This window comes from Pseudomonas sp. 22515 (genome assembly GCF_052044625.1).
Classification (GTDB): Bacteria; Pseudomonadota; Gammaproteobacteria; order Pseudomonadales; family Pseudomonadaceae; genus Aquipseudomonas; species Aquipseudomonas alloputida.
On the sequence record NZ_JBQENN010000009.1, the window covers coordinates 99,135 to 124,636 of the forward strand.

The following is a 25,502-nucleotide window of genomic DNA, read 5'->3' on the forward strand; positions in this document are numbered from 1 at the left end:
CGCCTGGCCGATGGCGTCGGCATGCTGGTGGAGCAGGCCGCCGAGGCGTTCGCCTGGTGGCGCGGGGTGCGGCCCGACACACGTGCCGTGATCAATCAGCTGACGATTCCCCTGGAGTAGGTCGATGGTCGCCAATGTACTGATGCTGCATGGCATCAACCACAACATGTTCGGCAAGCGCGACCCGCGCCAGTACGGCACAGCGACCCTGGCCGACATCGACCAGGCGTTGCAAGCCCTGGGCGAAGAGCTGGGGGCGCAGGTAGTGAGCTTCCAGAGCAACTTCGAGGGCGCCCTGTGCGAACGCATCCATCAGGCCTATGAGGACCGGGTGGATGCGGTGCTGATCAATGCCGGTGCCTGGACGCATTACAGCTACGGCATTCGTGATGCATTGGCCATTATCGAAGTGCCGGTGGTAGAAGTGCACATGTCCAACATCCATGCCAGGGAGCCGTTCCGCCATCACTCGGTATTTGCCGAGGTGGTGCGCGGGCAGATCTGCGGGTTTGGTGTCGAAACCTACCTGCTGGCGCTGCGTGCGGCGATGAGCATGGTCTGAGCAGGGGAGCGGGTTTACCCGCGAAGCAGGTGACGCGGGGCATGGCACCGGCTGCGCCGGTGTTCGCGGGTAAACCCGCTCCTACAATCGAGACTCTCCTTTTGCAGAAGGAACTGAACCCTTGGCCACCCCCGCAGTCCCCAACACCGGCATCGCCTTGCTGGTCGCCGTCACCTTCTTCATGGAAAACCTCGACGCCACCGTCATCGCCACCGCGCTGCCGCAGATGGCCCGTGACTTCGCCGAGAACCCGGTCAGCCTGAATATCGGCATCAGCGCCTACCTGCTGGCGGTGGCGGTGTTCATCCCGCTCAGCGGCTGGGTCGCCGACCGCTTCGGCGCACGCCAGGTGTTCGCCGGGGCCATTGGCCTGTTCACCCTGGCCTCGTGGCTGTGCGGATTGGCACAAACCTTGGAAACCTTCGTCGCCGCACGGGTGCTGCAAGGCATCGGTGGCGCGCTGATGGTACCGGTCGGGCGTCTGGTGGTGCTGCGCACCACCGAGAAGCAGGACCTGGTGAAGATGCTTGCGGTGATCACCTGGCCCGGGTTGGTGGCGCCGGTGCTCGGCCCACCGATTGGCGGGCTGATCGTCACCCACCTGTCGTGGCCGTGGATCTTCTACCTGAACATCCCGCTCGGCCTGCTGGCCATCGCAGCGGCGTGGTGGCTGGTCCCCAATACGCGTGCCAGTGAAGCGCGCCGTTTCGATTGGCTCGGCTTCGTCTTCCTCGCTTCGGCCTGCGCGACCTGGTTGCTGGGCCTGGAGATACTCGGCTCGCTGTCGGGCGGCAGCCTCGGCACAGGCGCTACACTGGTGGCCGTGGGGGCTCTGCTGACCTGGCTGTCGATCCGCCATTGCCAGCGTCACCCGGCGCCACTGCTACCGCTGGCTACCCTAGGCATCGCCACGTTCCGCGCCAGCATCATCGGCGGCACGTTGTTCCGCCTGTCGATCAGCGCCTTGCCGTTCCTGATTCCGCTGTTGCTGCAGATCGGTTTCGGCTATTCGCCGGTGGATGCAGGGTTGCTGGTGCTGGCGATCTTCGTCGGCAACCTCGCGATGAAACCGTTTACCACCGGGCTGCTGCGCCGCCACGGCTTTCGTCGAGTGCTGCTGGTCAATGGCTTGATCGGCGTCGGTTGCATTCTCGCGTGCTTGCTCCTGCAGCAGGACATGCCGTGGTACTGGATGGCGCTGGTGCTGTTCATTGGCGGGCTGTCTCGTTCCATGCAGTTCACCACCTACAACGCCATCGGGTTTGCCGAGGTGCCAAAAGCACAGATGGGCCAGGCGTCGACGCTGTTCAGCATGTTCTTCCAACTGGCGATGGCGCTCGGGGTTGCGATTGCGGCCCTGCTGCTGAGGGTCTCGACGATGCTGCGGGGGGGTGAAAGCGAGATGACAGTGGGCGACTTCCGCTGGGCGCTTGTCGGTATCGGCCTGATTGCTTGCGCCGCGTTGGTTGATGCTGTACGCCTGCCTGCCAATGCTGGTGAACAGGTGTTGCGTACTTAGCTGTGTTGGGTTCACGGCCACGTCTTCAGGGGGCAGGTGTTGGAATCGGGTTCCTTTAGGCCATGAACGACCTACAGCGAACGGACAACCGATAACGGGTCGATGGCGGTCATTCACGATCGGCAGCTTTTCGCCCCAAAGCGCACGGGCGTAAAGGGCAGCGGGCACTGAACAGGACGACGCAGATCAAGGCCGTAAGCGTTCCGCCGCCAGCGACGGCGCCTGAAGTGACCGTAGGTGTGGTGGGTGTCGTGCTGCCTACCCATCCAGCATGGATGGAAAGCCAGTAGCGACTTCCGTGACTGCATAGTACGGTCCGCCTTCAACAAGCCACCCGGTTCGTTGCCTTCACCCCCCCACGGACCGGGGCTCTCATGACCTGGGAGGTCGAATGGAAGTCGCTACAACGATCAGTCAACAAGAACTGGATAACGCCTTGGTCGCGTTTGCACGCTACAAAATCGGAGAGATCAAGATCTTCGACCTGGAGCAGGCAATGCGCTTCGAAGCAGGCCAAGCCTTGTCCCAAAGCGGGCTGGTCCGTTTCTCAATTACCAAAATGGTGTCAGGACGTTATCGCATCAGCGATGAAGGGGAGAACGCCATCACAGAGGCTGGGCGGGATCGCCTTGAGGTGATCCGCGGCTGACCCTGGCTTCCAGCCTTGCGAAGGCCGCAGTCATTTTCTGCGGCCCTTTCGTGTCATATCACTTTCACCGCGCGACCAATGAACTTCACCGGTCCTGTCGGCAGACCGGTCGGCGAGCCACCGGCTTTCTCCAGCGTCAGCTCGAACAGTTGATTGGCCTCCAAGGGTGGCAAACTTTCCAGCGGAACTCGATAGGGTTCGCCCGGTTTGACCAGGCCAAGCGAAACCGGAGCACGCCATTGCTCGCCCTTGGTCCAGAACTGCAAGGCCATGCCGTCGGGGACCGTGTCCCGGCCCAGCGGCAGCAGGTCGATCATGTGGCTGTCGCTGGCCTGCACCACCCAGCCGGGGGCCTGGCTGTTCGGCGCCACCAGCACCACCAGGTATTGCGTGGTAGAGGGGGACGTGGTCAGCAAGGTAAACGCCAGCAGCAGGCTTGCAGCCAGCCCTGCGGCGCTGAGCCCTTGCCACAGGCCGAGGCGTTGCCACCAGCGAGCCTGCGTGCGCGGTGCGGGTAGCTCATCGAGGCTGCGCTGGATGCGGCGCCACAGGCGGGGGCTCGGTGGCTGCGGGGTAGACAGCGCGGTCAGCTCCAGCAGCCGGGCCTCCCAGGCATCCACGGCGGCGCGAAGCGCGGGGTCGGTACGCAGGCGTTCGGCCGCCGCGGCATATTGCTCCGGCGACAAGGTCCCCAGCACATATTCCCCGGCGAGGCTGTCCAGTTCTTCGGCAGAATCGGGCTTCATTCCAGGCACTCCCGTAGCGCTTTGAGGCTGCGTTTGATCCAGGCCTTGACAGTGCCCAGTGGCGCGCCCAATAAACCGGCTATCTCGGCGTGGCTGCAGCCGTCCACGTAGGCGTGCAGGATGCAGCGTTGCGGTGCGGGCTGCAGTTGTTCAAGGCAGCGGTAAATCTTTGCTGAGCCGGACCAGAGGTCAAGGTCATCAACCCTCCCGTGCAATGTTGACGCAGTTTCGGTGTCGGCATCAGTCAGTACAGTTTCACGGCGGGTATCGCGTATCGAGTTCAGCGCCAGGTGGCGGGTAATGCTGTAGATCCAGCCTCGAGCCGAGCCGCGCGCCGGGTCGTAGCTGGCAGCGCGGGTCCAGATGCGGATGATCGCATCGTGGACGATGTCTTCTGCGGTGGCGTCGTCACGTGCGATACGCCGGGCAACGCCCAGCAGGCGCGCGCTTTCGTGATCGTAGAGCGCCTGCAGGGCCCGCCGGTCACCCTGTGCACAGGCTAACAGGCAGCGGTGGAAGTCGAAGGGAGTGGCCGGCGAGTTCAACGTGTGTGGCTTCCTTGTGTAAGGCAAGTACCCCGGCCATCCAGCCGGGGGGCTTGCCATCGAGCGTAGATCATCACTCGCAGGGCGTTGGGTCAGGTGCGTGTCACTTGGCTGTCCAGAACACATAGTCAGCCTGGTACTGGACGACCTGCCTGTCACCTTTGTTCTGCGCCGTGCAATCGACTGACGGCGCCACACCGCCGCGGGTGGCCAGGCGCTGGATATAGCTGACACCTTGCATGGCGCCTTTGCCTTCGGCCGGGTTGGCCTTGACCAGTTGATAGGGTATGGCGCCTTTGTCCGCCGGTGCCACTGCCAGCTGGGTGCCGGTGACTTTCGAGCCATCCTTGGCCTGCCAGGTAGCGGGTGGGCCAAAGTAGTCGCCCACCTGTTTACCGCCACGGTCATTGAGCACTGCCTTGGGGCCGACGAAAGTCCATTCGGTCTGACCGGGGGTGTTGGCCTTGTCGCGGCACTCGTAGGTGATCTCGCCGACGCCGACGGTTTCGAGCAGGACGCGATGGCCATCAGGGACTTTGACCGCTTCTGGCAGCGTGGTCTGGGCGTGGGCGGGCTGCAGCGCAAGGGCGAGGCTGCAGGCGAGCAGGCAGGCGGAGTATTTGAAGTTCATGGGCAGTGCTCCTGAAAGTCATTGGGCTGGGCAGTCAAAGGCCGCCCACTAGCAATACCCGCCAACGGGCGGACTGGATGCACTGAATGAAAAAAAATGCGTAGCGAGATGAGCCTGCATGTGCTTGCCTACCCTCTCGAACGCGCGATGAGCCTCTTTGCTATCGCAGGACTGCTTTAACGCGCGCACCCCCGACAACCCCACGAGGACACTGCAAATGAAGCGTTTGTTACTGGGCCTGTTGCTCGCCGCATCGGGCGCTGCCCACGCCGGTATTCCGCTGTTGAACGCAACATGCCCCGGCAATATCGAGGTCCATGCCGATAAAGGTGGGCCTGTCTATATCAATGGCAAGGAAGCTACGCTGAAAAAATTCAATGACAACTATTTCGAGGCCAAAGGTGGCGGGGTAACGGTATCGTTGTCGATCAACCCGGACGGCTCGCCTGACGTCTCGTATACCGGTAAGAACAAAGCCAATGGCGTATGCCAGATCAAGGACTGACTGCGCGATTGCGCTGTTTGGCTGGCGCGGTGTCAGCGGGCTGCACCTGGGCGCTGGAACGAGAATTGCTGTGACCCCTGAGACATTGATCATGCGGAGTACGCAGAGATGACTCAGGATGACCGCTATTACATGATTTTCAGCGTGGTTGCTGTGCTGGTACTGGATCTGGCGGCGACTTATGTGTTTCTCAATGCCATTCCCTGACCCCGGTTATGGGTCAGGCCTTACGCGTAATCGGGGCTAACGCAGGGTGTGAGGAAAACGCCCCGAACCCTATATAGCAAACAAACCTGATGCCCTGTTGTCGTTGAGCAGTAACATGGGCAGGACAAAAACCAAAAAAGGGCAGGCTGCTTGGCAACATTTCCCAGTTTTCGAGGGGGCTGCAGGAGCGTGTCGCGTGAAAAACTCAAGTTCGCGAGCAGGTGCAATACTGGTAATCGGGGCAGCCTCGTTGTTCGTCGCAGGCTGCGCACAAAACCCGGATGTGCGTGACAGCCACGATTATACCGCTGGCACTACCGTGAAAAGCCCACCCGCCTATCTGGGCTGCGTCAAAGGCGAGCTACAAGGGAATGTGAAAACCTATGAAGTCGAGGGTGATAACGCGGTCAGGCTTTTCGTCGAAAGCACTGACCCCGACAAGGCAGAAGGTCTTGTAGTGTTGCGGGGCACGGGAAGCGAGCGCCACTTCACGGCCTATCAACGTGATGCCTGGTACGACCATGGCAGGTTGCTGGATGCTGCACTGATGTGTTCAAAAGCGTAATCATCCAACCCCACACCAATAGCCCGCCGTCGAGAGCGGGCTTTTTGTCTGCCGATCGCCTGCCCGGCAACGTTCAAAAAGGGCGGGTGGAGCCGGTATGGCCTGAGCAGCGTTGCTTTGCATTTGCCGGCCCCGCCCGTAATAATCGTTGTATTTGGATGGAGAGTCGCAGGTGGAAGCAAGAAGCGTAGTCGCCGAAATGTTCATTGGGATGCCGACGCATTTCTGGGTTTTGCCTGTTGCCGGCCTGGTTGCCTACTACGGGCTGAAGTGGTCCGCCAGATCCAGTAATCGTGCCACCCTGCTACAAGCCTCGACTTACCTGTTGCTGCTGGCACTGGCAGTGCTGCCCAACGGCTTTTATGCACTGTTTCCTCCTGCGCCCGAGCCGGATGTGCTGTTGAATCAAACGCCGTTGCCCAACTACGCAGGGCGCTTCTACCTGGATGCGTTCTATGTCTTCAGTGGCTGGGCGCTGAGCAAAGTGGTCAAGTTAAAGTTCAGCTGAGTCGCAGTTCGCTAGCGGATGCGCTGACGGGATCAGTAATTGCATACCCCTTTGAAACCGGCGCATCTGGGGGACACTGCAATGCTCTCTGAAGATCTGTACATCATGTTCCTGGTTGTCGGCAGTGTGTTGGTCCTGGATATAGCAGCCATCGTATTGTACAGGGGAGCCAAGCCCTGACCCCGGGTTTGGCTCGCAATGGCGCCGGAGTATCCTCAGGGCTTTAGCTTTTCTCCTGTACCTGCAGCACCGAACCTTTGTCGTCAGTTGCCAGCAATCCGATGGCGTCGGTGTCGTCTGATTGTCGCTCGGCAAGGGGGACGTCCGGCGAGCGAAAGATACTATGGCCCTGTTCACCGGTTTTAAGGGTGACGAGTTTGCCGTTCTGATAGAAGAACTGAGTGTGGTTGGCGTTCGTTTGCATGGTATGAAGCCCTGCCGAGTCGTGGTGTGATGTCCCTCGGGAGTTTCACTGTTGCGGCGTGCCCCGGCTACTGGCAGAAATATCAGGTGCGCTGCACGGATCCCGCTTGGGCGTCGTCCTGCAGCAAGACTTTGGTTGATTAGTAACGCGGCGTCACGCCCGTTAGAATGCAGCGTATCCATAACGGTCGATTGCAAATGCCTGACATTCGTATTTTTATCGCCACTGTGTTGGTTGCCAGCCTCGCCGGTTGCGCAACCCCCGGCAAACCCACTGCCAGCAAACTGACCCAAAAATCGCCGCAGCAGTACGCCGCCTGTGTCCTGCCAAAATGGCAAGCGCTGGCCCCACAGGCCACGCAGAAGTCGATAGCCCATGGCTACCGGCTCACGGCGCCAAGCGCCGTGGCAAGCGACGATGTGCTTGATGTGGTTGACGCTCACGAGGGCAGCCGCGCGACCTTCTACAAGGGCAGCTTTCTGTCTGGCGACAAATTACGCCAGGCTGCCAAGCAATGCCTGGATTGAACCCGTGCCCCGAGCGGGTTGAGCCGCCCCGATCTCCTGCAGTTACCCCAACTCATCCCGCTTGTTCAAATGCTCGCATTTCACCTGCGCCTCCGTGCGGCTCGGATAGCTCGGCTTGAGCCGCTCCTTTGCCTGATTGTCATAAATGTCGAACCCTCCACACACGGTAGCGGCGTAGTAGCGGCTGCCAACGCGGAACGATTCCTTTTCGATCGGCACAGCGGGAACGATAACGAATCTTGGTTGCATTTTTCGTGCCTCCCCAGGCAGAGATTTAAGTATTAGTCTCGCAAGAGGTAACCATCAAGCAGCCTCATGAATTAAGGCGCTGGTCCGAACACCGGTGCGTCGACACCTGCTGTCATCAAATGAAAACCCGCTGTCGTCCGATGCGAAGCACCCCGCAAGCCAAGGGCATACAGTCCAATCACCCAACACTGACGCCTGACGTCCAGATCGATGATTGGAGAGACAAGCATGTCCAAAGTGGTACGTTTCCATCAGACCGGTGGCCCCGAGGTATTGCGCTACGAGGACGCCGAGGTTGGCGAGCCCGGCCCCGGGCAGGTTCGTTTGCGCCAGGTGGCGGTGGGCCTGAACTATGCCGACACCTACTTTCGCAACGGCACTTACCCAATCGCGCTGCCCAATGGCATCGGCGTTGAAGCTGCCGGGGTGGTGGAGGCGGTGGGCGAAGGCGTGACCCAGGTGGTGGTCGGTGACCGGGTCACCTATACCGGTTTCCTCAATACCTTGGGTGCCTATTGCACCGAGCGCCTGATCCCCGCTGCGGCGCTGATCAAGCTGCCGGAAACCATTGCCTTCGAGACTGCTGCCGCCATGACCATGCGTGGCCTGACCTCGGCCTACCTGTTACGCCGGCTGTATGACTTCAAACCTGGTGACAGCGTGCTTCTGCATGCGGCTGCTGGCGGGGTGGGCCTGATTATCGCGCAGTGGGCGCGGCTGCTTGGGCTGAACGTGATCGGCACAGTATCCACCGAGGCCAAGGCCGAGGTAGCCCGCGCCCATGGCTGCAACCACATCATCAACTACAGCGTCGAAGACGTCGCCAGCCGCGTGCGCGAACTGACCGACGGGGTAGGGGTGAACGTCGTGTTCGACAGTGTCGGCAAGACCACCTTCACCGGCTCGCTCGATTCGCTCAAGCGCCGCGGGCTGATGGTTTGCGTCGGCACGGCGTCGGGCACCATCCCGCCGTTCGACCCGCAGTTGCTGGCAATCAAGGGTTCGCTGCAGCTTACCCGCCCGGCACTGGCCGACTTCATCGCCGATCCGGCAGAAAAGGCTGACCTGGCCGGCGAATTGTTCGACCACGTCAGCAGCGGGCGCATTCGTATCGAAATCAATCAGCACTACGCCCTGCAGGACGCGGTACAGGCCCACCGTGACCTGGAAGCCCGCAAAACCACGGGCTCGTCGATCTTCGTCATCTGAAGAGGGCAACAGCATGCACATTGAACAACTGACCTGCGCGATTGGTGCCGAGGTGAGTGGCGTCAACCTGGCCGATGCGATTCACGATGACGAACTGTTCGCCCAGTTGCGCCAGCAGTTGCTCCAGCACCGTGTGCTGTTCCTGCGCGACCAGCACTTCAGCCGTGCCGAGCACGTGGCCTTCGCCCGCCGCTTCGGCGAGCTGGAGGATCATCCGGTGGCCGGGAGCGACCCGGAGCACCCGGGGCTGGTGCAGATCTACAAGCGCCCGGACCAGCCCAACGACCGCTATGAAAATGCCTGGCACACCGATGCCACCTGGCGTGAGGCTCCGCCCATGGGGTGTGTGCTGCGCTGTGTGGAATGCCCGCCGGTAGGCGGCGATACCCTGTGGGCGAACATGGTGCTGGCTTATGAGAACCTGCCAAACGATGTAAAGGCCAGAATCGAAGACCTGCGCGCCCGCCACAGCATCGAGGCCAGCTTCGGCGCTGCAATGCCGCTGGACAAACGGCTGGCACTCAAGGCGCAGTTCCCCGATGCCGAGCACCCGGTCGTACGTACCCACCCGGAAACGGGGGAGCAGGTGCTGTTCGTCAACGCCTTCACCACCCACTTCAGCAACTACCACACCCCGCAGCGGGTGCGTTTCGGCCAGGATGCAAACCCGGGCGCCGGCGACCTGCTGCGTTACCTGATTAGCCAGGCCTACCTGCCCGAATACCAGGTGCGTTGGCGCTGGAAGCCCAACAGCGTGGCGATTTGGGACAACCGCAGCACCCAGCACTACGCCGTCATGGACTACCCGCCATGCCATCGCAAGATGGAGCGTGCCGGGATCAAGGGCAGCCGCACGTTCTAAGCCTGCCGCCGTCCCTGGCGGTAACCGCACAATAACAATAGCGAGGACTACAGCATGCAATTCTTCGACGATTCGTTGCACCCGGAAAACATGGAAAAGGTGGTCATCACCGTCGCCCCTTATGGCCCGGAGTGGATGCCCGAAGACTTCCCTGAAGACATTCCGCTGACCATGGACGAGCAGGTGCAGAAGGCCGTCGACTGCTACGAGGCAGGTGCCACCGTGCTGCACTTGCATGTGCGTGAGCTGGACGGCAAAGGCTCCAAGCGCCTGTCCAAGTTCAACGAGCTGATCGCCGGGGTACGTGAAGCTGTGCCGGAGATGATCATTCAAGTTGGCGGTTCGATTTCCTTCGCCCCGGAAGGTGAAGGCGAGGCGGCCAAATGGCTGTCGGATGACACCCGGCACATGCTTGCCGAGCTGACGCCGCGGCCCGACCAGGTGACCGTGGCCATCAACACCACGCAGATGAACATCATGGAGTTGCTGTACCCCGAGTACCTTGAAGGCACCTCGCTGGCCAGCCCCGCAATCCATGCTGCCTACAGCGAAATGACCGTGCCGGCCGGCCCGGCCTGGGTCCGCGAGCACTTGCGTCGCCTGCAGGCCAGCCATATCCAGCCGCATTTCCAGCTGACCGGCATGCATGCCCTGGAAACCCTCGAACGCATCGTGCGCCGGGGTGACTACATGGGGCCGCTGAATTTGACCTGGATCGGCATTGGCGGCGGTTTCGACGGCCCCAACCCGTTCAACTTCTTCAACTTCATCCACCGCGCGCCGGACGGCTGCACCCTGACTGCCGAATCGTTGCTCAAGAACGTGCTGCCGTTCAACACCATGGCGCTGGCCATGGGCCTGCACCCGCGCTGCGGCAATGAAGACACCCTCATCGACCAGCACGGCAAACGCTTTACCTCGGTGCAGCAGATCCAGCAGACCGTGCGCGTGGCCCATGAGCTGGGGCGCGAGATTGCCAGCGGCAAGGAGGCCCGCGCCATTTACCGCATCGGGCAGCAGTACGACAGCATCGAGCAGACGCTGAAAGCCAATGGCATGGCGCCGAACCGCCAGGCGGGTGAGAAGGGCGTGCCGCAGCGCACTTGAGGCGGTTATGGCAGGCCCGGTCTCTTCGCGGGCATACCTGCGAAGAGGCCACAAAAAGCAACGTGAGTTCTGGCGGTTACCCATAACAACAAAAACAACACCCACGCTTCACACCCAAGGAGGCAACATGGCCACCTATCTCGTCAGCGCCGAAGACTCCGGCACCGACACTGCCAACAGCATCCCCCGGCGCTATGCCTGGGTCGTCTTCGCCTTGACCTTCGGCCTGTTGATCTCCGACTACATGTCGCGCCAGGTGCTCAATGCGGTGTTTCCGCTGCTCAAGGGTGAATGGGCATTGACCGACAGCCAGTTGGGCTTGCTCAGCGGCATCGTCGCGCTGATGGTCGGCCTGCTGACCTTCCCGTTGTCGCTGCTGGCCGACCGTTTCGGCAGGGTACGCAGCCTGGTGCTGATGGCCGTGCTGTGGAGCCTGGCCACGCTCGGCTGTGCCCTGGCGGAAAACTACCCGCAAATGTTCATTGCGCGCTTTCTGGTCGGGGTCGGCGAGGCCGCCTATGGCAGTGTCGGCATTGCCGTGGTGGTCGCGGTATTCCCCCGCGACATGCGGTCGACGCTGGCCGGGGCGTTCATGGCGGGCGGCATGTTCGGCTCGGTGCTGGGCATGGCCTTGGGCGGGGTGTTGGCTCAGCACCTGGGCTGGCGCTGGGCATTTGCCGGCATGGCATTGTTCGGCCTGGTGCTGGCGATGCTCTACCCCCTCATCGTCAAAGAGGGGCGCATTGCGCCCAAGTGCGCGCAGCAGGCGCTGGACAAGGCCAGCCACCCGCTGCGCACCCTGTATAGCAGCCGTTCGGTCATCGCCGCCTATGTCGGCAGTGGCCTGCAGTTGTTTGTCGGCGGCACCCTGATCGTGTGGATGCCCAGTTACCTGAACCGCTATTACGCCATGGGCACCGACCGCGCGGGGGCGATCGCCGCCGTCATCGTGCTGTGCAGTGGTATCGGCATGATTCTCTGCGCCATGCTCTGCGATCGCCTTGGGCGGCAGCGCCCGGACCGCAAGATCAGCCTGGCCATCGGCTATTGCCTGGGCAGTTGCGCGCTGCTGAGCATAGCCTTTGCGTTGCCTGCCGGTACCGCACAACTGGTGCTGATCTGCCTGGGCATGATGATCGCCGCCGGCACCAATGGCCCGTCCAGTGCCATGGTCGCCAACCTGACCCACGCCGCTGTGCATGGCACGGCATTCGCCACCCTGACCTTGGCCAACAACCTGCTGGGCCTGGCCACCGGGCCGCTGATCACCGGTCGGGTGTCTGACCTGATCGGGCTTCAGGCGGCGCTGCAGTGGGTGCCACTGATAAGCATTGCAGCGGCGGCTGTGTTCTGGGTTGCCAAACGTCACTACCACCGCGACATGAATCGTCTGCGCTGCAGGAGTTGAAACCGTGAAACAGCAATTGTCCGTCGAAGTGTTCTTCGATTTCGTCTGCCCCTGGTGCCTGATTGGCCAGCGGCACTTGCAAGCTGCGCTGTTGCTGTTGCAGCGTGAGCAGCCACACGTGCAAGTGCAGGTTCACAGGCAGGGCGTGCAGTTTCTGCCGGGGTTGCCAGCCAATGGGGTACCCTTCAAGCAGTTCTACCTTCAACGCCTGGGCAGCGAGCAGGCAGTGCGCGAGCGCCAGGCTCAGGTGCGCGCCGCTGCCCGTGTGGTGGGCGAGGACATCGACTTCTCGCGCATCTGCCGCATGCCAAACACCGGCAACGCCCACCGGTTGATGCAGCGGGCCGGCAGTCTGCTTGGCGCGTCGCGACAGCAAGCGTTGCTGGAGCGGCTGTTCATTGCCTATTTCCACCAAGGCCGCGACCTCGGTGATAGCCGCACGTTGCTCGGCATCGCCGAGAGTTGCGGGCTAAAGGCCGCGCAGGTAATCGATTGTCTGCGTGATGATGGCAGCCCGTTCCTCGACGGTGCAGGGCGTGCAGGCAGTGCCGTGCCACGTTATCGCTTCAACCTGGGCCCTCTGATTGCCGGGGTGCGGCCAGCCGAGGCGCTGTTTGCGGCGATGACCGACGCCTTGTCAGAGGGGGTGCAGGCATGAGCCTGCGTATCGCCCTGAACCCCAGCCAACTGCCGGAGCGCAATGGCCGGGTGCTGCTGGCTTGCGAGGGCCGCAGCGTAGCGTTGTTCAATGTCGCCGGTGCGCTCTATGCCATCGACGATAGCTGCCCGCACCAAGGGGCGTCGCTGTGTGGTGGGCGCCTGGAAGGGCGGGTGATCCAGTGCTGTGCCCACGGCCTGCGCTTCGACCTGGCCAGCGGCTACCTGGTCAATTCCAAGGCGTTGAAAGTTACCTGCTACCCGGTGCAGCAGGAGGGTGATGCGGTATTCATCACCCTCGATAGTGACGGGTTTGGGGAGCAGGGCTGACACTGCTTGCCCGCCAGCTGGCCGGCGGCATGCCGTACTGGGCGATGAACCAGCGGGTGAACGAACTGGGCATCGAGTAGCCGAGCATATCGGCAATGCGACCCAGCGAATAGCTGGGGTTCTCCAGGTAGCGCATCACCAGGTCACGTCGCACGCTGTTGATCAGGTCCTTGAAGGTCAACCCGCTTTCCTCCAGCCGCCGCTGCAGCGTGCGTACGTTCATGCCCTGGGTTTGCGCCACTTGCTCGAGGGTGGCCCGCCCCATGGGCAGCAGCAGGTAGATGGTCTTGCGCAACTCCAGCTCCAGCGATGGTTCGCTGCCTGCTGGCAGCGTGTCCAGGTAGCGCCGCGCCAGGCGGGCCATGGCTTCGTTGGCTTGCGGGCTGGCACTGTCGAGGTCGGCGGCAGGGCAGACGATGCCGTTGAACTCGCTGCCAAACACCAGCGTGCAGCCGAAAATGCGCCGGTGAATGGCGGGGTCGGCGGGGGCCGCATGGGTGAAATTGGCGCTGATCGGGTGCCAGTGCGTGCCTAGCAGCGCCGCGCACAAGCGCATCATCACGCCGATAGCCAGCTCGGTGGCCTGGCGGCTACAGGGCGCGCGCTCGCTGATCACCTCTTCGCGAATGACCACGGTCTTGCCAGCTTCTTCGATATGAATGGCCAGCGCGTCATTGAGCAGATGGCGGTACTGCACGATCACCTGCAGCGCATCGCGCAGGTTGCGTTGGTGGCTGAGCAGCAGGCTGATTTCGCCGAAGTCCGACAACTGGCGCAGTTCGGCCATGCGCAAGCCGAAGCTCTCGCATTGGCTGGCGCTGGCGGAAGCTTCCAGCAGGTTGATCACGCTGGCCACCGGGATACGCCGGTTGGGGTCGTTAAGCAACGCCGCGCTGAGGCCCACCTGTGCCAGCAGTTTGTGGGGGTTCAGACCCAGGTGGCGAGACACCTCCAGGTAGTTGGTCAAGCTGGCGGCGCGGACGAGGGCAGGCATTTTTTATTGTTATCCCTATTGTTCAGGCAACCTGGCGCTTTCAGGCAGCAGCACAAGGCTGTTGCTACAAAAAGCACTTGGCTTGCAGGTGCACGGGTTTTATAGCCTGCGTGTCATCAATTGAAAAGCAAAGCCCTGTTCGAGCCATTGTCATCAAATGAAAAGTACCTGACGCCCAATGTGAAGCACCCGGGGGGAGGGCTGTTTACTGTGAACCTCAACAGCTACACCGCACACGAGGTTCACCGTGGAAAAACTGCAAACCACTGCCACCGTGTTGATCGTCCCTGGCCTGCGCGACCACGTTGCCGATCATTGGCAGACGCTGCTTGCCAGCCGCCTGACGAAGGTGCGCAGCGTACCGCCGCTGAAGGTTGACGGCCTTTGCTGCAACGCCCGGGTAGAGGCGATCCAGCGCGAACTGGAGCAGATCGACGGCCAGGTGCTGCTGGTGGCGCACAGTGCCGGCGTACTGATGGTCGCCCACTGGGCCGCACGTTACGGGTGGCCGATCAAGGGGGCTTTGCTGGCTGCACCGCCAGACCTCAACGCCCAATGGCCGGCGCACTACCCAAGCCCAGCCAGCCTGGCTGCTCAGGGCTGGTCGCCGTTGCCAACCACGGCGCTGCCGTTCCCGAGCATTGTCGCGGCCAGCAGCAATGACCACCTGGCCAGCTACGCCGCCGTTAGCGAACTTGCCCACCGTTGGGGCAGTGAACTGGTCAACCTGGGTGCCGTCGGCCATCTCAACCCGGCTTCCGGTTTCGGCCCTTGGCCGTTGGCCGAGGCCCTGATCCGCCGTCTGGACGCCGAAACCCTGTAGTAACGCATGGACGCCCCAGCCACGCCCGCAACAGACGGGCGGCGTAAAAAACAATAACAATACGTGGAGCCATCGTAATGCCAGAACACCGCATTCACCCTGCCGTGAAGCCACAGCGCTGCCTGCTCGCCTGCGCCGTCGCCCTGCTCACGCTGCCCGCCGCCCAGGCCGTCGAAGTCCAGACCGGCAATGAAGACTGGGCCGTGCGCTTGGACAATACCGTCAAATACAATTATGGCGTGCGCACGGAAAGCGCCGACAAGCGCATGCTGGGCACGCCCAACAGCAACGACGGTGACTACAACTTCCGCAAAGCCGGCACCAACATCACCAACCGGGTCGACCTGCTGACCGAGCTGGATGTGGTGTATCAGGGCAACACCGGTTTTCGCGTCAGCACTGCCAGCTGGTACGACAAGGCCTACGACAACACCGGTTCCAACAGCAACCCGTTCGTCAATGGCAACGGTGATCAGTCGGGCATCAGCCCCAGCCTCAATGGCCTGCCGGGTACTGGCATACCCCTGGGCAGCCCGCACCTGAGCAACTACGCCCAGCGATACTACAGCGGCCCATCAGGCGAAGTGCTGGATGCGTTCGTATTCATGAGCCGTGACGTGGGCGAAGCGTCGCAGGTCAGCGCCAAGCTGGGCCAGCACAACCTGTTCTGGGGGGAAACCTTGCTCAACCCCGTGCATTCGCTGAGCTATGGCCAGTCCGGCCTGGACCTGGCCAAGCTGGCGGCCTCGCCAGGCACCGAGGCCAAGGAGCTGTTCGTCCCTCGCAACCAGCTGTCGACCTCGTTCCTGGTCAACTCCGAACTCACCCTCGGGGCCCAGTACTTCTTCGACTGGGATGCTGCCCGCTTGCCCGAAGCGGGTACCTACTATGGCGGCGCCGATGTGGTAGGCGAGGGCGCGCAGAGCTTCCTGCTCGGCCACACCGGCACCCCGGGCTTGATCCCGGTGCGCGGAGCGCTGACCACCCTCCGTCGCGGTCATGACCTGACACCCGGCAAGAGCGGCGACTGGGGCATCATGGCCAGGTGGTCGCCGCAATGGCTGGGCGGCACCCTCGGTTTCTACTACCGCAAGACGTCCGAGATTCTGCCCCAGGCCTGGCTCGATGCGCGCGGGATGACCGTGGCCAGTGGCCCTTTCGGCAACCCGCCGGGCAGCCGCCAAGGGGCGGTCGGTAACCTGTACAACTCGCTGCAAAGCACCACTTACCAGTTTGCCTATGCCGACGACATCGACATCTATGGCCTGAGCCTGTCCAAGGATGTGGCCGGCATCAGCGTCGGCAGCGACCTCAACATCCGCCACAACATGCCGCTGGCGAGTATCCCGGCAATCGTCAGTGCCCCCGGCCAAGGTGGCCTGGGTGGTGGCTTCGGTTTACTGCCGTCGCGCCTGCCCAGCAGCGGGGTGGTCTACGACGTGCCCAAGGATGGTGACAGCCTGAGCGCCACTGGCGACACCCTGCATTTCACCGTCAACGGCCTGATGACGATGGGTGACACGCCGCTGTTCGACTCGGCAACCCTGCTGGGTGAGCTGTTCTACAGCAACCTGCTCAAGCTCGATGGCCACAACGAGGCTTTGTACAAAGGCAAGGGCAGCTACCGCGGCATCGACAAGGCGACCCGCGACAACTGGGGTATCGCCGTCAACTTCACCCCCACCTGGTACCAGGTGTTGCCGGGCATGGACTTGAGCATGCCGTTGTCGGTCAACGTCGGCCTGGACGGTGTATCGCCGGTGCAAGGCGGCGGCGCCGAAAACACCGGCAATTACGCGGTGGGCTTGAGCGCTGCGATCTACAACCAGTACTTCGTCGACCTCAAGTACGTCGACAGCTTCGGTGAGACCAAGGCCTGCAAGGACGGCCAGACCGACGGCAGCACCCCCAATGCCCTGGACGGCGAACAGGATTACACCTGCTACGGCGGCGGCTACGCCTCCTTCTCCGGCGGTGGCGCCACCACCGAAGACCGTGGCGCGCTGTACCTGACCGTCAAGACGACCTTCTGAGTCCTGTTTCCTACCGCCTACACAGGAAGACAACCATCATGACCTTCGTACGTACCCTGCTGGCCTCGTGCCTGTCGCTGGCCGCGCTCAACGCCGCCCAGGCTGCCGTTTCCCCTGACCAGGCTGCACACCTGGGCACCAACCTGACCACCCTCGGCGCCGAAAAGGCCGGCAATGCCGACGGCTCCATCCCGGCCTACCAAGGCGGCCTGCTTACCCCGCCGGCCAGCTATCAGAGCGGCGCCAGCATGCGACCCGACCCGTTTGCCAGCGAGAAGCCGTTGCTGGTCATCGATGGCAGGAATGCCGATCAATACAAGGGGCAACTGACCGCCACTACCCTCGAACTGCTCAAGCGCTACCCCAGCTACCACGTTGACGTGTACCCGACGCACCGCAGCGTTGCGCTGCCGCAGGCGGTGCTGGACAACACCCGCAAGAACGCCACCGGCGCCAGAAGCCAGGAGGGCGGCACTGCCGTGGACAACGTGCTGCCGGGCATTCCGTTCCCCATTCCGCAGAACGGCGCCGAGGCCATGTGGAACTTCCTGCTGCGCTACCAGGGCGTGAGCATGACCGCCAAGTACGACTCCTGGAACGTCGATGCTGCCGGCAAACCGTCATTGTCGACCACCGGCCAGGCGCACATCAGTTACCCGATCTACGAGGACATGACCAAGCCGATCGGCGCCAAGGACACCTATTACCAGATGAAACTGGTGTACACCGGGCCCGCACGCCGTGCCGGTGAAGCAATGATGCTGCGCGACGCTGCCAACCCGCTGGTGCAGCCGCGCAGCGCCTGGCAGTACCTGCCGGGCCAGCGCCGGGTCAAGCTGGCACCTAACCTGGCCTACGACACGCCCAACCCGGGCACCTCCGGCTCTGGCACTTACGATGACGTGTTCGTCTTCAACGGCGCGCTGGACCGCTACGACTGGACCCTGGTCGGCAAGCAGGAGATGTATGTGCCTTACAACACCTACCAGCTGACCTACAACACCGATGTCAAGCAGTTGATCACCCCCAACCACCTGGCGCCGCAGTTTGTACGTTGGGAAAAACACCGCGTGTGGGTGGTGGAAGGCAAGCTCAAGGACGGCGCGCGTCACATCTACCACAAGCGCCGCTTCTACCTCGATGAGGACAGCTGGATCGCGTTGGCCTCGGACCAGTACGACGCCCGTGGCCAGCTGTACCGGGGTTCGTTCGCCTTCCTCACCCAGAGCTATGACAAGCAGACCCCGGACGCCACGCCGTTCATGATCTACGACCTCATCGGCGGCACCTACAACCTCAACGGCGTGGTCGGTGCCTACGGCGGCATCCGTTACATCGACCCGTTGTCGAAAACCCAATGGTCGCCCGAGTCGCTGGCCGGCAACGGCATTCGCTGAACGCACGGAGCAGAGGTTCCAATGTCTGTCTTCAAACGATGCAGCGTGGTGATGCTGACCCTGGCTGCGCTGCATGGCGCGGCCCAGGCAACGCCATTCACCGATGTGCTGGATGTGCCCGCCATGCCCAGCGCCCTTGCCAGCAGCAGCGCCCTGCGTGATGTGACCTTGGCCGGGCAGCGCCTGGTCGCGGTCGGCCCGCGCGGGCACATTCTGTATTCCGATGACCACGGCGGGCACTGGCAGCAAGCCCAGGTGCCGGTCAGCGCCGACCTGAATGCGGTGAGCTTCGCCACGCCCGAACTGGGCTGGGCGGTGGGCCACGACGGCGTGGTCCTGCACAGCCGTGACGGTGGCATGCACTGGCAAAAACAGCTGGACGGCCGGGTACTGGCCGAACAGCTGCCAGGCGCGGACACCGACAATGCCTTGCTCGACGTGTGGTTCGGCGATGCCCGCACGGGCTACGCGGTGGGGGTGTTCAACCTGCTGCTTCGCACCACGGATGGCGGCAAGCACTGGCAGCCGTGGCTCGACCACAGCGATAACCCGCAAGGCCTGCACCTGACCAGCCTGGCCGCGGTGGGCGACGAGTTGTTCATCACGGGCGAGCAGGGCCTGTTGCTGAAGTGGGACGGCAAGCGCTTCGCTCGCGTTGGCACACCCTACGCCGGCACCCTGTTCGGTGCTGTCGGCAAGCCCGGCGTGCTGCTGATATATGGCCTGCGCGGCCACGCCTACCGCAGTACCGATGGCGGCCAGCAGTGGCAACTGATCGACACCGGGATCAACGCCAGCCTCACCGCCGCCGGTATCGACCGTGACGGGCAATTCTGGCTTGCCAGCCAGGCCGGTGACCTGCTGCTCAGCCGCGATGACGGCGCCAGCTTCAGCCCGGTACCCCACAGCCCCCGCAGCCCAGTCACCGCACTCGTCAGCGATACCGGTAACGGCCTGGTGCTGGTGGGCGAGCGGGGCACGCGCAACCTGGCCGGTAACCCCACGCTGCACCCCTGACAAGAGAAGACCCTGATGGCCGCTACCCGCCAAGATACGCTTCCGGTAATCCGCAACCTCGCCGATTTCGACCCACGCTCGGGCAATTGCCTCGAACGCCTGGTGTTCAACCATCGCTGGCCATTTCTGCTGTGCATGCTGCTGGCAACGTTGGTGCTGGGCTTCATGGCGGCGACGCGCCTGGAGCTGCGCCCCAGCTTTGACAAAATGCTGCCGCAGAGCCACCCCTACATACAGAACTACCTGGAAAACCGCGCTTCGCTGCGCGGATTGGGCAATGCGGTACGGGTGGTGGTAGAGAACACCCACGGCGATATCTTCGACCCGGGTTACCTGCAGACGCTGCGCCATATCAACGACGAACTGTTCCTCAGCCAAGGCGTGGACCGGGCATGGGTGAAGTCCTTGTGGAGCCCGGCGGTGCGATGGACCGAGGTAACCGAGGAGGGTTTCCAGGGCGGCCCGGTCATGCCTGACGGGTATCAAGGCGCAGCCGGTGATATCGAACAGCTAAGGCAGAACATCGAGCGTGCCAACATCGTCGGCAGCCTGGTAGCGCGCGACTTCAAGTCGAGCATGCTGGTGGTGCCGCTGCTGGACCAGGACTCAGCCACCGGCAAAGGCCTGGACTACCATGCCTTTTCGCAAAAGCTCGAACAGTTGCGCAGTCAGTACCAGGCCAGCGGCCAGTACCGCATTCATGTGATCGGCTTCGCCAAGCTGATGGGCGACCTGATCGACGGCCTGATCCAGGTGATGGCGTTCTTTGCGCTGGCTGTGCTGACCAGCCTGGTGATCATCTACTGCTATACCCGCTGTGTACGCAGCACCTTGCTGGTGGTGGTGTGCTCGCTGACTGCGGTGGTATGGCAGCTGGGTATCGTTGCCTGGCTGGGCTATGCCATCGACCCGTATTCGATCCTGGTGCCGTTCCTGATCTTTGCCATCGGCGTGTCGCACGCGGCGCAGAAGATGAACGGCATCCTTCAGGACATAGGCCGCGGTACGCACCGGCAGATTGCCGCCCGCTATACCTTCCGCCGCCTGTTCGTGGCCGGGGTCACCGCACTGCTGGCCGATGCCGTGGGCTTTGCGGTGCTGATGCTGATCGATATTCCGGTGATCCAGGACCTGGCAATCACCGCCAGCATTGGTGTGGCGGTGCTGATTTTTACCTCGTTGCTGTTGATGCCGGTGGCACTGTCCTATGTCGGTGTGGGCCGCAAGGCGGCCGAGCGAGCGCTACGTATCGATGCCCGCGCGGATCAGCACCGTGGCTTCGGCCGGCTGTGGGCCCTGCTTGACCGATTCACCGAACGCAAGTGGGCCAGCGCTGCATTGCTGGCTGCCCTGGTGCTGGCCGCCCTTGGCACCTGGGGTAGCCTCCAGCTGAAAATCGGTGACCTCGACAGTGGCGCCCCCGAGCTGCGTGCGGACTCGCGCTACAACCTCGACAACGCTTACATCACCCAGCATTACGCACTGTCCAGCGATACCTTCGCGGTCATGGTCAAGACGGCCCCCGAAGGCTGCCTGCAATACCAGACATTGACCCTCGCCGACCGCCTGGCCTGGGAGCTGCAGCAACTGCCGGGTGTGCAGACCACCGTGTCGCTGGCAAACGCGGTGCGCCAGATCACTGCGGGTACCTACGAAGGCAACGCGCGCCTGAACAGCCTGCAGCGCAACCAGGACGTGCTCAACTACGCCGCCCAGCAAGCCTCGGTCAACGCCCCGGAGCTGTTCAACAACGACTGTTCGCTGATGCCGGTGATCGCCTACCTCAAGGACCACCGCGCCGACACGCTGGCCCAGGTGGCTGTAGCGGCTGAGCGTTTCGCCCAGGCCAACAGCAATGCTGACCACCAATTCCTGCTGGCCGCCGGCAGCGCCGGCATCGAGGCCGCCACCAACGAGGTGGTGCGCGAGGCCAACCACCGCATGCTGTTGCTGGTGTACCTGGCGGTGACCCTGTTCTGCCTGGTCACCTTCCGCAGCTGGCGAGCGACGCTGGTGGCAATCCTGCCGCTGATGCTTACCTCGGTACTGTGCGAGGCGTTGATGGTGGCCATGGGCATCGGCGTCAAGGTCGCCACCTTGCCGGTGATCGCCCTGGGGGTGGGCATTGGCGTGGACTACGCGCTGTACCTGCTCAGCGTGCAGTTGCACTACCAGCGCGCCGGCCTGAGCCTGGCTCACGCCTACCAGAAAGCCCTGGCCTTCACCGGTCGGGTGGTGGGGCTGGTCGGTATCACCTTGGCCGCTGGCGTAGCCGGCTGGGCCTGGTCGCCAATCAAGTTCCAGGCCGACATGGGCCTGCTGCTGACCTTCATGTTCCTGTGGAACATGCTCGGCGCGCTGGTGCTGATACCCGCGTTGTCGCACTTCCTCCTGCGCGGCCAGGGCGCCCCGGCAGCTGCCGATGCCCAGGCGCCGGCGCTTTCGCAAACCCAAGCAACCGAGTGCTCGCCTCATGTCTGATTACCTTGCGCCACTGCGCGACATGGATTTTCTGTTCAACGAAGTGTTCGACATCCCGACCTGGTGGGCGCAAACGCCCGAACTGGCCGAGGTGGTCGATGGTGACACTGCCCGGGCCATACTCGAGCAGGCCGGCAAGCTGATTGCCGAGCGAGTGGCGCCGCTCAACCGCAGTGGTGACGAGCAGGGCTGCCGCTGGGAGGCTGGCCAGGTATGCACGCCCGACGGCTTCGCCGATGCCTACCGGGCATTTGCCGCTGACGGCTGGGTCGGTGTGGCCGGCGACCCGGCCTACGGCGGCATGGGCATGCCGAAGGTGATCGGCGCCCAACTCGAAGAGATGCTCAATGCCGCCAACCTGTCGTTTGGCCTGTACCCGATGCTGACCGCCGGGGCCTGCCTGGCACTGCTCAACCATGCCAGTGAGGCTTTGCAGGCGCTGTACCTGCCACCCATGTACCAAGGGCGTTGGGCCGGTTCGATGTGCCTGACCGAGCCCCACGCCGGCACCGACCTGGGCCTGATTCGCACCCGGGCACAACCCCTCGCCGACGGCGGCTACCGCATCAGCGGCACCAAGGTCTTCATCACTGGCGGCGAGCAGGACCTGACCGAGAACATCATCCACCTGGTGCTGGCGCGGTTACCGGATGCCCCGGCCGGCCCCAAAGGCATCTCGCTGTTCCTGGTGCCCAAGGTGCTGGTCGACGCCGACGGCGTGCTTGGCGAGGCCAACGCAGTGAGCTGCGGCGCGATCGAGCACAAGATGGGCATCAAGGCCTCGGCCACCTGCGTGATGAACTTCGACGGCGCCATCGGCTACCTGGTCGGCGAGCCGAACAAGGGCCTCAATGCCATGTTCACCATGATGAACTACGAGCGCCTGGGCGTGGGTATCCAGGGGCTGGCGCTGGGCGAGCGGTCTTATCAAGGGGCCATCGCTTATGCCCGTGATCGTCTTCAAGGCCGCGCGCCGTCGGGTGTCGAAGCGCCGTCGCAGTATGCCGACCCGATCATCGTCCACCCGGATGTACGCCGCATGCTGCTGACCATGAAAGCGCTGAACGAAGGTGGGCGGGCATTTTCCACCTATGTGGCGTTGCAGTTGGACCTGGCCAAATACAGCGACGACCCGGCTAAACGCGCCAATGCCGAGGCCAAGGTGGCGTTGCTTACGCCGGTAGCCAAAGCCTTCCTCACCGACATGGGACTGGAGACTACCCTGCACGGCCAGCAGGTGCTGGGTGGCCACGGCTATATCCGCGAGTGGGGCCAGGAGCAGTTGATTCGTGACTGCCGCATTACCCAGATCTACGAAGGCACCAATGGCATCCAGGCGCTCGACCTGGTAGGGCGCAAGCTATTTGGTGATGGCGGCAAGGCCTACCGTGGCCTGTCTGACGAAATCGTCAGCTTTGCCCAGGCGCTGCCAGTGGCGCACGCCGAGTTCAGTGCGCCACTGCTGGCGGCCGTGCACAACCTTGACGAACTGAGTGCGTGGCTGCTCGACCGCAGCCAAGGCAACCCACGCGAGCTTGGTGCGGCGGCGGTGGAGTATCTGCACGTGTTTGGCTACACCTTCTACGCCTACCTGTGGGCGCGCATGGCCGTGGTGTGCCAGGGCCAGGCGGCACCTGAGCCGTTCCACCTGAGCAAGCTCGGTACCGCGCGCTTCTACTTTGCACGCCTGCTACCACGCATCCACTCGCTCAGCGCCAGTGTCAGGGCCGGCAGCGATAGCCTGTACCTGCTCGAGGCCGTGCAACTGTGATGGCCGCCAACATGCTCACCACTCGCGTCATGCCCCGGGCCGAGCAGGCCTATGCCTATCCGCTGCTGATCAAGCGCCTGCTGCTGTCGGGTGTGCGCTACCAGCCCAACCAGGAAATCGTCTACGCCGACAAGCTGCGCTACACCTACACCACGTTGCTGGAACGCATCCAACGGCTGGCCAACGTGTTGACCACGGCCGGGGTCAAGCCTGGCGACACGGTGGCATTGCTCGACTGGGACAGCCACCGGGCACTGGAATGTTTCTTTGCCGTACCAATGCTGGGCGCGGTCTTGCATACGGTGAACGTGCGGCTGTCCAGCGAGCAGGTGCGCTACACCATGAACCACGCCGAGGATCGGTGGGTACTGGTGCATGACGACTTCCTGCCATTGATACAGCAGCTGCGTGGCGACCTGCCGACCGTCGAGGGCATCATCCGCCTCAGCGACGGCGCTGCCGCCGCGCAGACTGTGCCTTTGCTGGGCGAATACGAAGCCATGCTGGCGGCTGCAGCGCCACAGTTCGAGTTTGCCGACTTCGACGAAAACTCGCTGGCCACACTGTTCTACACCAGCGGTACCACCGGCAACCCCAAGGGGGTGTACTTCAGCCACCGGCAACTGGTGCTGCATACCCTGGTCGAGCAGGGCACCTTGGCCGCGTGTGGGGAGGTACCGTTGCTGCGCACCGGCGATGTGTACATGCCGATCACGCCCATGTTCCACGTGCATGCCTGGGGCGTGCCCTATGTGGCCACGGCGCTGGGCATCAAGCAGGTCTACCCCGGGCGCTACGAGCCCAACCGCCTGGTGCGCCTGTTCCATGACGAGGGGGTGACGTTCTCCCATTGCGTACCGACGGTGCTGCAAATGATGCTCGACAGCGAGCAAGGGCGCTGCACCGACCTGACCGGCTGGAAGATGCTGCTGGGTGGCAGCGCCCTGACGCTGAGCCTGGCCCAGCGTGCCAGCGGGCGCGGCATTAGTGTGCACTGTGGTTACGGCATGTCGGAAAGCTGCCCGCTGCTCAGCATCACCCACCTGAGCACCGACTTGCTGGCACAGCCCATGGCGCAGCAACTGCCGCTGCGCATCGATGCCGGTGTGCCGATTGCCTTGGTGGACCTGCGTATCGTCGATAGCGAGGGCAGGGAAGTACCGCACGATGGCGCAAGCCTGGGCGAAATCGTGGTGCGCGCGCCTTGGCTGAGCCAGGGTTACCTGCACGAACCGGAGCAAGGCGCGGCGCTGTGGCTGGGTGGCTGGATGCACACCGGTGACCTGGCCTGTATCGACTCGCTGGGCGTGGTGCGCATCCGCGATCGCATCAAGGATGTGATCAAGACCGGTGGCGAGTGGATCAGTTCGGTGGCGCTGGAAAACCTGATCAGCCAGCACCCGTCCGTCGCCTCGGTCGCGGTGATCGGTATTCCTGATCCACAGTGGGGGGAACAACCTTTGGCTCTGGTGGTCTGTCATGACGGTGTGCAGTTGGACCAGTCGGCATTGGCCAGGCACCTGCAGCCGTATGTTGACAGCGGGCACCTGGCCAAATGGGCCGTACCGCGGCAGGTGCGGTGTGTGGACGAGATGCCCAAGACCAGTGTCGGCAAGATCGACAAGAAACGCATTCGCCAGACTGCAATATAGAGGTGGCTTGCGATGCTTGGGGGCGCCTTGCGCCCCATCTTGTTGCTGGCGGGGTCTTTGCCCGCGCGTTCAGCAGCCCCAAAACCCCGCCAAACAAGGGAATGGCGGTTGACTTAAGTTCACC

General features: G+C 62.9%; 26 protein-coding genes and 1 pseudogene. 21 read left to right on the top strand and 6 right to left on the bottom strand.

Annotation, left to right across the window (positions count from 1 at the left end; translation table 11 throughout):
* From aroE to ACTJJN_RS10880, 4 genes and pseudogenes are all read left to right on the top strand, one after another.
* Positions 1 to 120, top strand: a pseudogene (aroE, locus tag ACTJJN_RS10865) (shikimate dehydrogenase); the annotation flags it as partial.
* Positions 121 to 124: 4 nt separating this feature from the next.
* The gene (gene aroQ, locus ACTJJN_RS10870; RefSeq protein WP_003248245.1) at positions 125 to 562 is read left to right on the top strand and encodes a type II 3-dehydroquinate dehydratase; all 438 of its coding nucleotides are present in this window, start codon (positions 125 to 127) and stop codon (positions 560 to 562) included.
* A 121-nt stretch (positions 563 to 683) separates the two neighbouring features.
* A complete protein-coding gene (locus tag ACTJJN_RS10875) occupies positions 684 to 2,081 on the top strand; it encodes an MFS transporter (protein WP_440781247.1) in 1,398 nt (465 codons plus the stop codon).
* A 391-nt stretch (positions 2,082 to 2,472) separates the two neighbouring features.
* On the top strand, positions 2,473 to 2,730 hold the full coding sequence (locus ACTJJN_RS10880) for a hypothetical protein (RefSeq protein ID WP_003248248.1): 258 nt from the start codon (positions 2,473 to 2,475) through the stop codon (positions 2,728 to 2,730).
* Between the two features lie 53 nt (positions 2,731 to 2,783).
* Here ACTJJN_RS10880 and ACTJJN_RS10885 read toward each other — a convergent pair whose 3' ends face one another.
* The 3 genes from ACTJJN_RS10885 to ACTJJN_RS10895 form a co-directional block, all read right to left on the bottom strand.
* Positions 2,784 to 3,476, bottom strand: coding sequence for an anti-sigma factor (locus ACTJJN_RS10885; protein ID WP_239607737.1), 693 nt, complete (start codon positions 3,474 to 3,476; stop codon positions 2,784 to 2,786).
* Positions 3,473 to 4,021, bottom strand: coding sequence for a sigma-70 family RNA polymerase sigma factor (locus ACTJJN_RS10890; RefSeq protein ID WP_440781248.1), 549 nt, complete (start codon positions 4,019 to 4,021; stop codon positions 3,473 to 3,475). Before ACTJJN_RS10890 ends, ACTJJN_RS10885 begins: the two co-directional genes overlap by 4 nt.
* A gap of 103 nt (positions 4,022 to 4,124) precedes the next feature.
* Positions 4,125 to 4,652 (bottom strand): DUF3455 domain-containing protein, encoded by a 528-nt coding sequence (locus ACTJJN_RS10895; RefSeq protein WP_440781249.1) that lies wholly within the window; start codon positions 4,650 to 4,652, stop codon positions 4,125 to 4,127.
* Positions 4,653 to 4,869: 217 nt separating this feature from the next.
* On the opposite strand from ACTJJN_RS10895, the gene ACTJJN_RS10900 reads away from it, so the two are divergent.
* The 3 genes from ACTJJN_RS10900 to ACTJJN_RS10910 all read left to right on the top strand — a co-directional run bounded on the left by ACTJJN_RS10900 (position 4,870) and on the right by ACTJJN_RS10910 (position 6,437).
* Positions 4,870 to 5,157: a hypothetical protein gene (locus ACTJJN_RS10900; protein WP_012052457.1), complete on the top strand. Its 288-nt coding sequence runs from the start codon at positions 4,870 to 4,872 to the stop codon at positions 5,155 to 5,157.
* 403 nt (positions 5,158 to 5,560) lie between these two features.
* On the top strand, positions 5,561 to 5,929 hold the full coding sequence (locus tag ACTJJN_RS10905) for a hypothetical protein (protein ID WP_440781250.1): 369 nt from the start codon (positions 5,561 to 5,563) through the stop codon (positions 5,927 to 5,929).
* Positions 5,930 to 6,128: 199 nt separating this feature from the next.
* On the top strand, positions 6,129 to 6,437 hold the full coding sequence (locus ACTJJN_RS10910) for a hypothetical protein (protein ID WP_003248263.1): 309 nt from the start codon (positions 6,129 to 6,131) through the stop codon (positions 6,435 to 6,437).
* 223 nt (positions 6,438 to 6,660) lie between these two features.
* Here the strand turns inward: ACTJJN_RS10910 and ACTJJN_RS10915 are convergent, their stop codons facing one another.
* Complete coding sequence (locus ACTJJN_RS10915) at positions 6,661 to 6,861, bottom strand: hypothetical protein (protein WP_003248269.1); 201 nt, start codon at positions 6,859 to 6,861, stop codon at positions 6,661 to 6,663.
* Between the two features lie 167 nt (positions 6,862 to 7,028).
* Here ACTJJN_RS10915 and ACTJJN_RS10920 point away from each other — a divergent pair, with 167 nt between their 5' ends.
* Complete coding sequence (locus ACTJJN_RS10920; RefSeq protein WP_012052453.1) at positions 7,029 to 7,388, top strand: hypothetical protein; 360 nt, start codon at positions 7,029 to 7,031, stop codon at positions 7,386 to 7,388.
* Between the two features lie 42 nt (positions 7,389 to 7,430).
* Here the strand turns inward: ACTJJN_RS10920 and ACTJJN_RS10925 are convergent, their stop codons facing one another.
* Positions 7,431 to 7,637 carry a hypothetical protein gene (locus ACTJJN_RS10925; protein ID WP_003248274.1) on the bottom strand — a complete coding sequence of 69 codons (207 nt, stop codon included), beginning with the start codon at positions 7,635 to 7,637 and terminating at the stop codon, positions 7,431 to 7,433.
* A 228-nt stretch (positions 7,638 to 7,865) separates the two neighbouring features.
* Here ACTJJN_RS10925 and ACTJJN_RS10930 point away from each other — a divergent pair, with 228 nt between their 5' ends.
* The 6 genes from ACTJJN_RS10930 (at position 7,866) to ACTJJN_RS10955 (ending at position 13,210) form a co-directional block, all read left to right on the top strand.
* Positions 7,866 to 8,846, top strand: a complete 981-nt coding sequence (locus tag ACTJJN_RS10930; RefSeq protein ID WP_121783581.1) for a quinone oxidoreductase family protein — start codon at positions 7,866 to 7,868, stop codon at positions 8,844 to 8,846.
* A 13-nt stretch (positions 8,847 to 8,859) separates the two neighbouring features.
* The gene (locus ACTJJN_RS10935; RefSeq protein ID WP_012052451.1) at positions 8,860 to 9,708 is read left to right on the top strand and encodes a TauD/TfdA dioxygenase family protein; all 849 of its coding nucleotides are present in this window, start codon (positions 8,860 to 8,862) and stop codon (positions 9,706 to 9,708) included.
* A 54-nt stretch (positions 9,709 to 9,762) separates the two neighbouring features.
* Complete coding sequence (locus ACTJJN_RS10940) at positions 9,763 to 10,815, top strand: 3-keto-5-aminohexanoate cleavage protein (RefSeq protein ID WP_088512149.1); 1,053 nt, start codon at positions 9,763 to 9,765, stop codon at positions 10,813 to 10,815.
* A gap of 127 nt (positions 10,816 to 10,942) precedes the next feature.
* The gene (locus ACTJJN_RS10945; protein ID WP_440781251.1) at positions 10,943 to 12,223 is read left to right on the top strand and encodes an MFS transporter; all 1,281 of its coding nucleotides are present in this window, start codon (positions 10,943 to 10,945) and stop codon (positions 12,221 to 12,223) included.
* A 4-nt stretch (positions 12,224 to 12,227) separates the two neighbouring features.
* On the top strand, positions 12,228 to 12,881 hold the full coding sequence (locus ACTJJN_RS10950; protein WP_440781252.1) for a DsbA family protein: 654 nt from the start codon (positions 12,228 to 12,230) through the stop codon (positions 12,879 to 12,881).
* Positions 12,878 to 13,210: a Rieske (2Fe-2S) protein gene (locus ACTJJN_RS10955; protein WP_012052447.1), complete on the top strand. Its 333-nt coding sequence runs from the start codon at positions 12,878 to 12,880 to the stop codon at positions 13,208 to 13,210. Before ACTJJN_RS10950 ends, ACTJJN_RS10955 begins: the two co-directional genes overlap by 4 nt.
* On the opposite strand, the gene ACTJJN_RS10960 is transcribed toward ACTJJN_RS10955, so the two are convergent.
* Positions 13,173 to 14,204 (bottom strand): AraC family transcriptional regulator, encoded by a 1,032-nt coding sequence (locus ACTJJN_RS10960; RefSeq protein WP_012052446.1) that lies wholly within the window; start codon positions 14,202 to 14,204, stop codon positions 13,173 to 13,175. The two genes, ACTJJN_RS10955 and ACTJJN_RS10960, sit on opposite strands and share 38 nt — an antisense overlap.
* A gap of 247 nt (positions 14,205 to 14,451) precedes the next feature.
* On the opposite strand from ACTJJN_RS10960, the gene ACTJJN_RS10965 reads away from it, so the two are divergent.
* The 7 genes from ACTJJN_RS10965 to ACTJJN_RS10995 all read left to right on the top strand — a co-directional run bounded on the left by ACTJJN_RS10965 (position 14,452) and on the right by ACTJJN_RS10995 (position 25,378).
* Positions 14,452 to 15,027 (top strand): RBBP9/YdeN family alpha/beta hydrolase, encoded by a 576-nt coding sequence (locus ACTJJN_RS10965; RefSeq protein WP_012052445.1) that lies wholly within the window; start codon positions 14,452 to 14,454, stop codon positions 15,025 to 15,027.
* Positions 15,028 to 15,104: 77 nt separating this feature from the next.
* On the top strand, positions 15,105 to 17,060 hold the full coding sequence (locus tag ACTJJN_RS10970; RefSeq protein WP_440781253.1) for a DUF1302 domain-containing protein: 1,956 nt from the start codon (positions 15,105 to 15,107) through the stop codon (positions 17,058 to 17,060).
* A 38-nt stretch (positions 17,061 to 17,098) separates the two neighbouring features.
* The gene (locus tag ACTJJN_RS10975) at positions 17,099 to 18,457 is read left to right on the top strand and encodes a DUF1329 domain-containing protein (RefSeq protein ID WP_161774459.1); all 1,359 of its coding nucleotides are present in this window, start codon (positions 17,099 to 17,101) and stop codon (positions 18,455 to 18,457) included.
* 21 nt (positions 18,458 to 18,478) lie between these two features.
* Complete coding sequence (locus ACTJJN_RS10980) at positions 18,479 to 19,474, top strand: WD40/YVTN/BNR-like repeat-containing protein (protein WP_440781254.1); 996 nt, start codon at positions 18,479 to 18,481, stop codon at positions 19,472 to 19,474.
* A 15-nt stretch (positions 19,475 to 19,489) separates the two neighbouring features.
* Positions 19,490 to 21,955, top strand: a complete 2,466-nt coding sequence (locus ACTJJN_RS10985) for an efflux RND transporter permease subunit (protein ID WP_121783573.1) — start codon at positions 19,490 to 19,492, stop codon at positions 21,953 to 21,955.
* Complete coding sequence (locus ACTJJN_RS10990; protein WP_440781255.1) at positions 21,948 to 23,726, top strand: acyl-CoA dehydrogenase C-terminal domain-containing protein; 1,779 nt, start codon at positions 21,948 to 21,950, stop codon at positions 23,724 to 23,726. The genes ACTJJN_RS10985 and ACTJJN_RS10990 overlap by 8 nt, the downstream gene beginning before the upstream one ends.
* On the top strand, positions 23,726 to 25,378 hold the full coding sequence (locus ACTJJN_RS10995) for a fatty acid--CoA ligase (RefSeq protein ID WP_155295214.1): 1,653 nt from the start codon (positions 23,726 to 23,728) through the stop codon (positions 25,376 to 25,378). Before ACTJJN_RS10990 ends, ACTJJN_RS10995 begins: the two co-directional genes overlap by 1 nt.
* Positions 25,379 to 25,502: the final 124 nt, after the last annotated feature.

Bases quoted from the DNA above. Each gene is read 5' to 3' on its own strand.
- ACTJJN_RS10940 (WP_088512149.1), top strand. From the start codon at position 9,763: ATGCAATTCTTCGACGATTCGTTGCACCCGGAAAACATGGAAAAGGTG.
- ACTJJN_RS10910 (WP_003248263.1), top strand. From the start codon at position 6,129: ATGTTCATTGGGATGCCGACGCATTTCTGGGTTTTGCCTGTTGCCGGC.
- ACTJJN_RS10915 (WP_003248269.1), bottom strand. From the start codon at position 6,861: ATGCAAACGAACGCCAACCACACTCAGTTCTTCTATCAGAACGGCAAA.
- ACTJJN_RS10885 (WP_239607737.1), bottom strand. From the start codon at position 3,476: ATGAAGCCCGATTCTGCCGAAGAACTGGACAGCCTCGCCGGGGAATAT.
- ACTJJN_RS10925 (WP_003248274.1), bottom strand. From the start codon at position 7,637: ATGCAACCAAGATTCGTTATCGTTCCCGCTGTGCCGATCGAAAAGGAA.
- ACTJJN_RS10880 (WP_003248248.1), top strand. From the start codon at position 2,473: ATGGAAGTCGCTACAACGATCAGTCAACAAGAACTGGATAACGCCTTG.
- aroQ (WP_003248245.1), top strand. From the start codon at position 125: ATGGTCGCCAATGTACTGATGCTGCATGGCATCAACCACAACATGTTC.
- ACTJJN_RS10900 (WP_012052457.1), top strand. From the start codon at position 4,870: ATGAAGCGTTTGTTACTGGGCCTGTTGCTCGCCGCATCGGGCGCTGCC.
- ACTJJN_RS10920 (WP_012052453.1), top strand. From the start codon at position 7,029: ATGCAGCGTATCCATAACGGTCGATTGCAAATGCCTGACATTCGTATT.
- ACTJJN_RS10975 (WP_161774459.1), top strand. From the start codon at position 17,099: ATGACCTTCGTACGTACCCTGCTGGCCTCGTGCCTGTCGCTGGCCGCG.
- ACTJJN_RS10935 (WP_012052451.1), top strand. From the start codon at position 8,860: ATGCACATTGAACAACTGACCTGCGCGATTGGTGCCGAGGTGAGTGGC.
- ACTJJN_RS10955 (WP_012052447.1), top strand. From the start codon at position 12,878: ATGAGCCTGCGTATCGCCCTGAACCCCAGCCAACTGCCGGAGCGCAAT.
- ACTJJN_RS10980 (WP_440781254.1), top strand. From the start codon at position 18,479: ATGTCTGTCTTCAAACGATGCAGCGTGGTGATGCTGACCCTGGCTGCG.
- ACTJJN_RS10970 (WP_440781253.1), top strand. From the start codon at position 15,105: ATGCCAGAACACCGCATTCACCCTGCCGTGAAGCCACAGCGCTGCCTG.
- ACTJJN_RS10990 (WP_440781255.1), top strand. From the start codon at position 21,948: ATGTCTGATTACCTTGCGCCACTGCGCGACATGGATTTTCTGTTCAAC.
- ACTJJN_RS10895 (WP_440781249.1), bottom strand. From the start codon at position 4,652: ATGAACTTCAAATACTCCGCCTGCCTGCTCGCCTGCAGCCTCGCCCTT.
- ACTJJN_RS10945 (WP_440781251.1), top strand. From the start codon at position 10,943: ATGGCCACCTATCTCGTCAGCGCCGAAGACTCCGGCACCGACACTGCC.
- ACTJJN_RS10960 (WP_012052446.1), bottom strand. From the start codon at position 14,204: ATGCCTGCCCTCGTCCGCGCCGCCAGCTTGACCAACTACCTGGAGGTG.
- ACTJJN_RS10985 (WP_121783573.1), top strand. From the start codon at position 19,490: ATGGCCGCTACCCGCCAAGATACGCTTCCGGTAATCCGCAACCTCGCC.
- ACTJJN_RS10995 (WP_155295214.1), top strand. From the start codon at position 23,726: ATGGCCGCCAACATGCTCACCACTCGCGTCATGCCCCGGGCCGAGCAG.
- ACTJJN_RS10930 (WP_121783581.1), top strand. From the start codon at position 7,866: ATGTCCAAAGTGGTACGTTTCCATCAGACCGGTGGCCCCGAGGTATTG.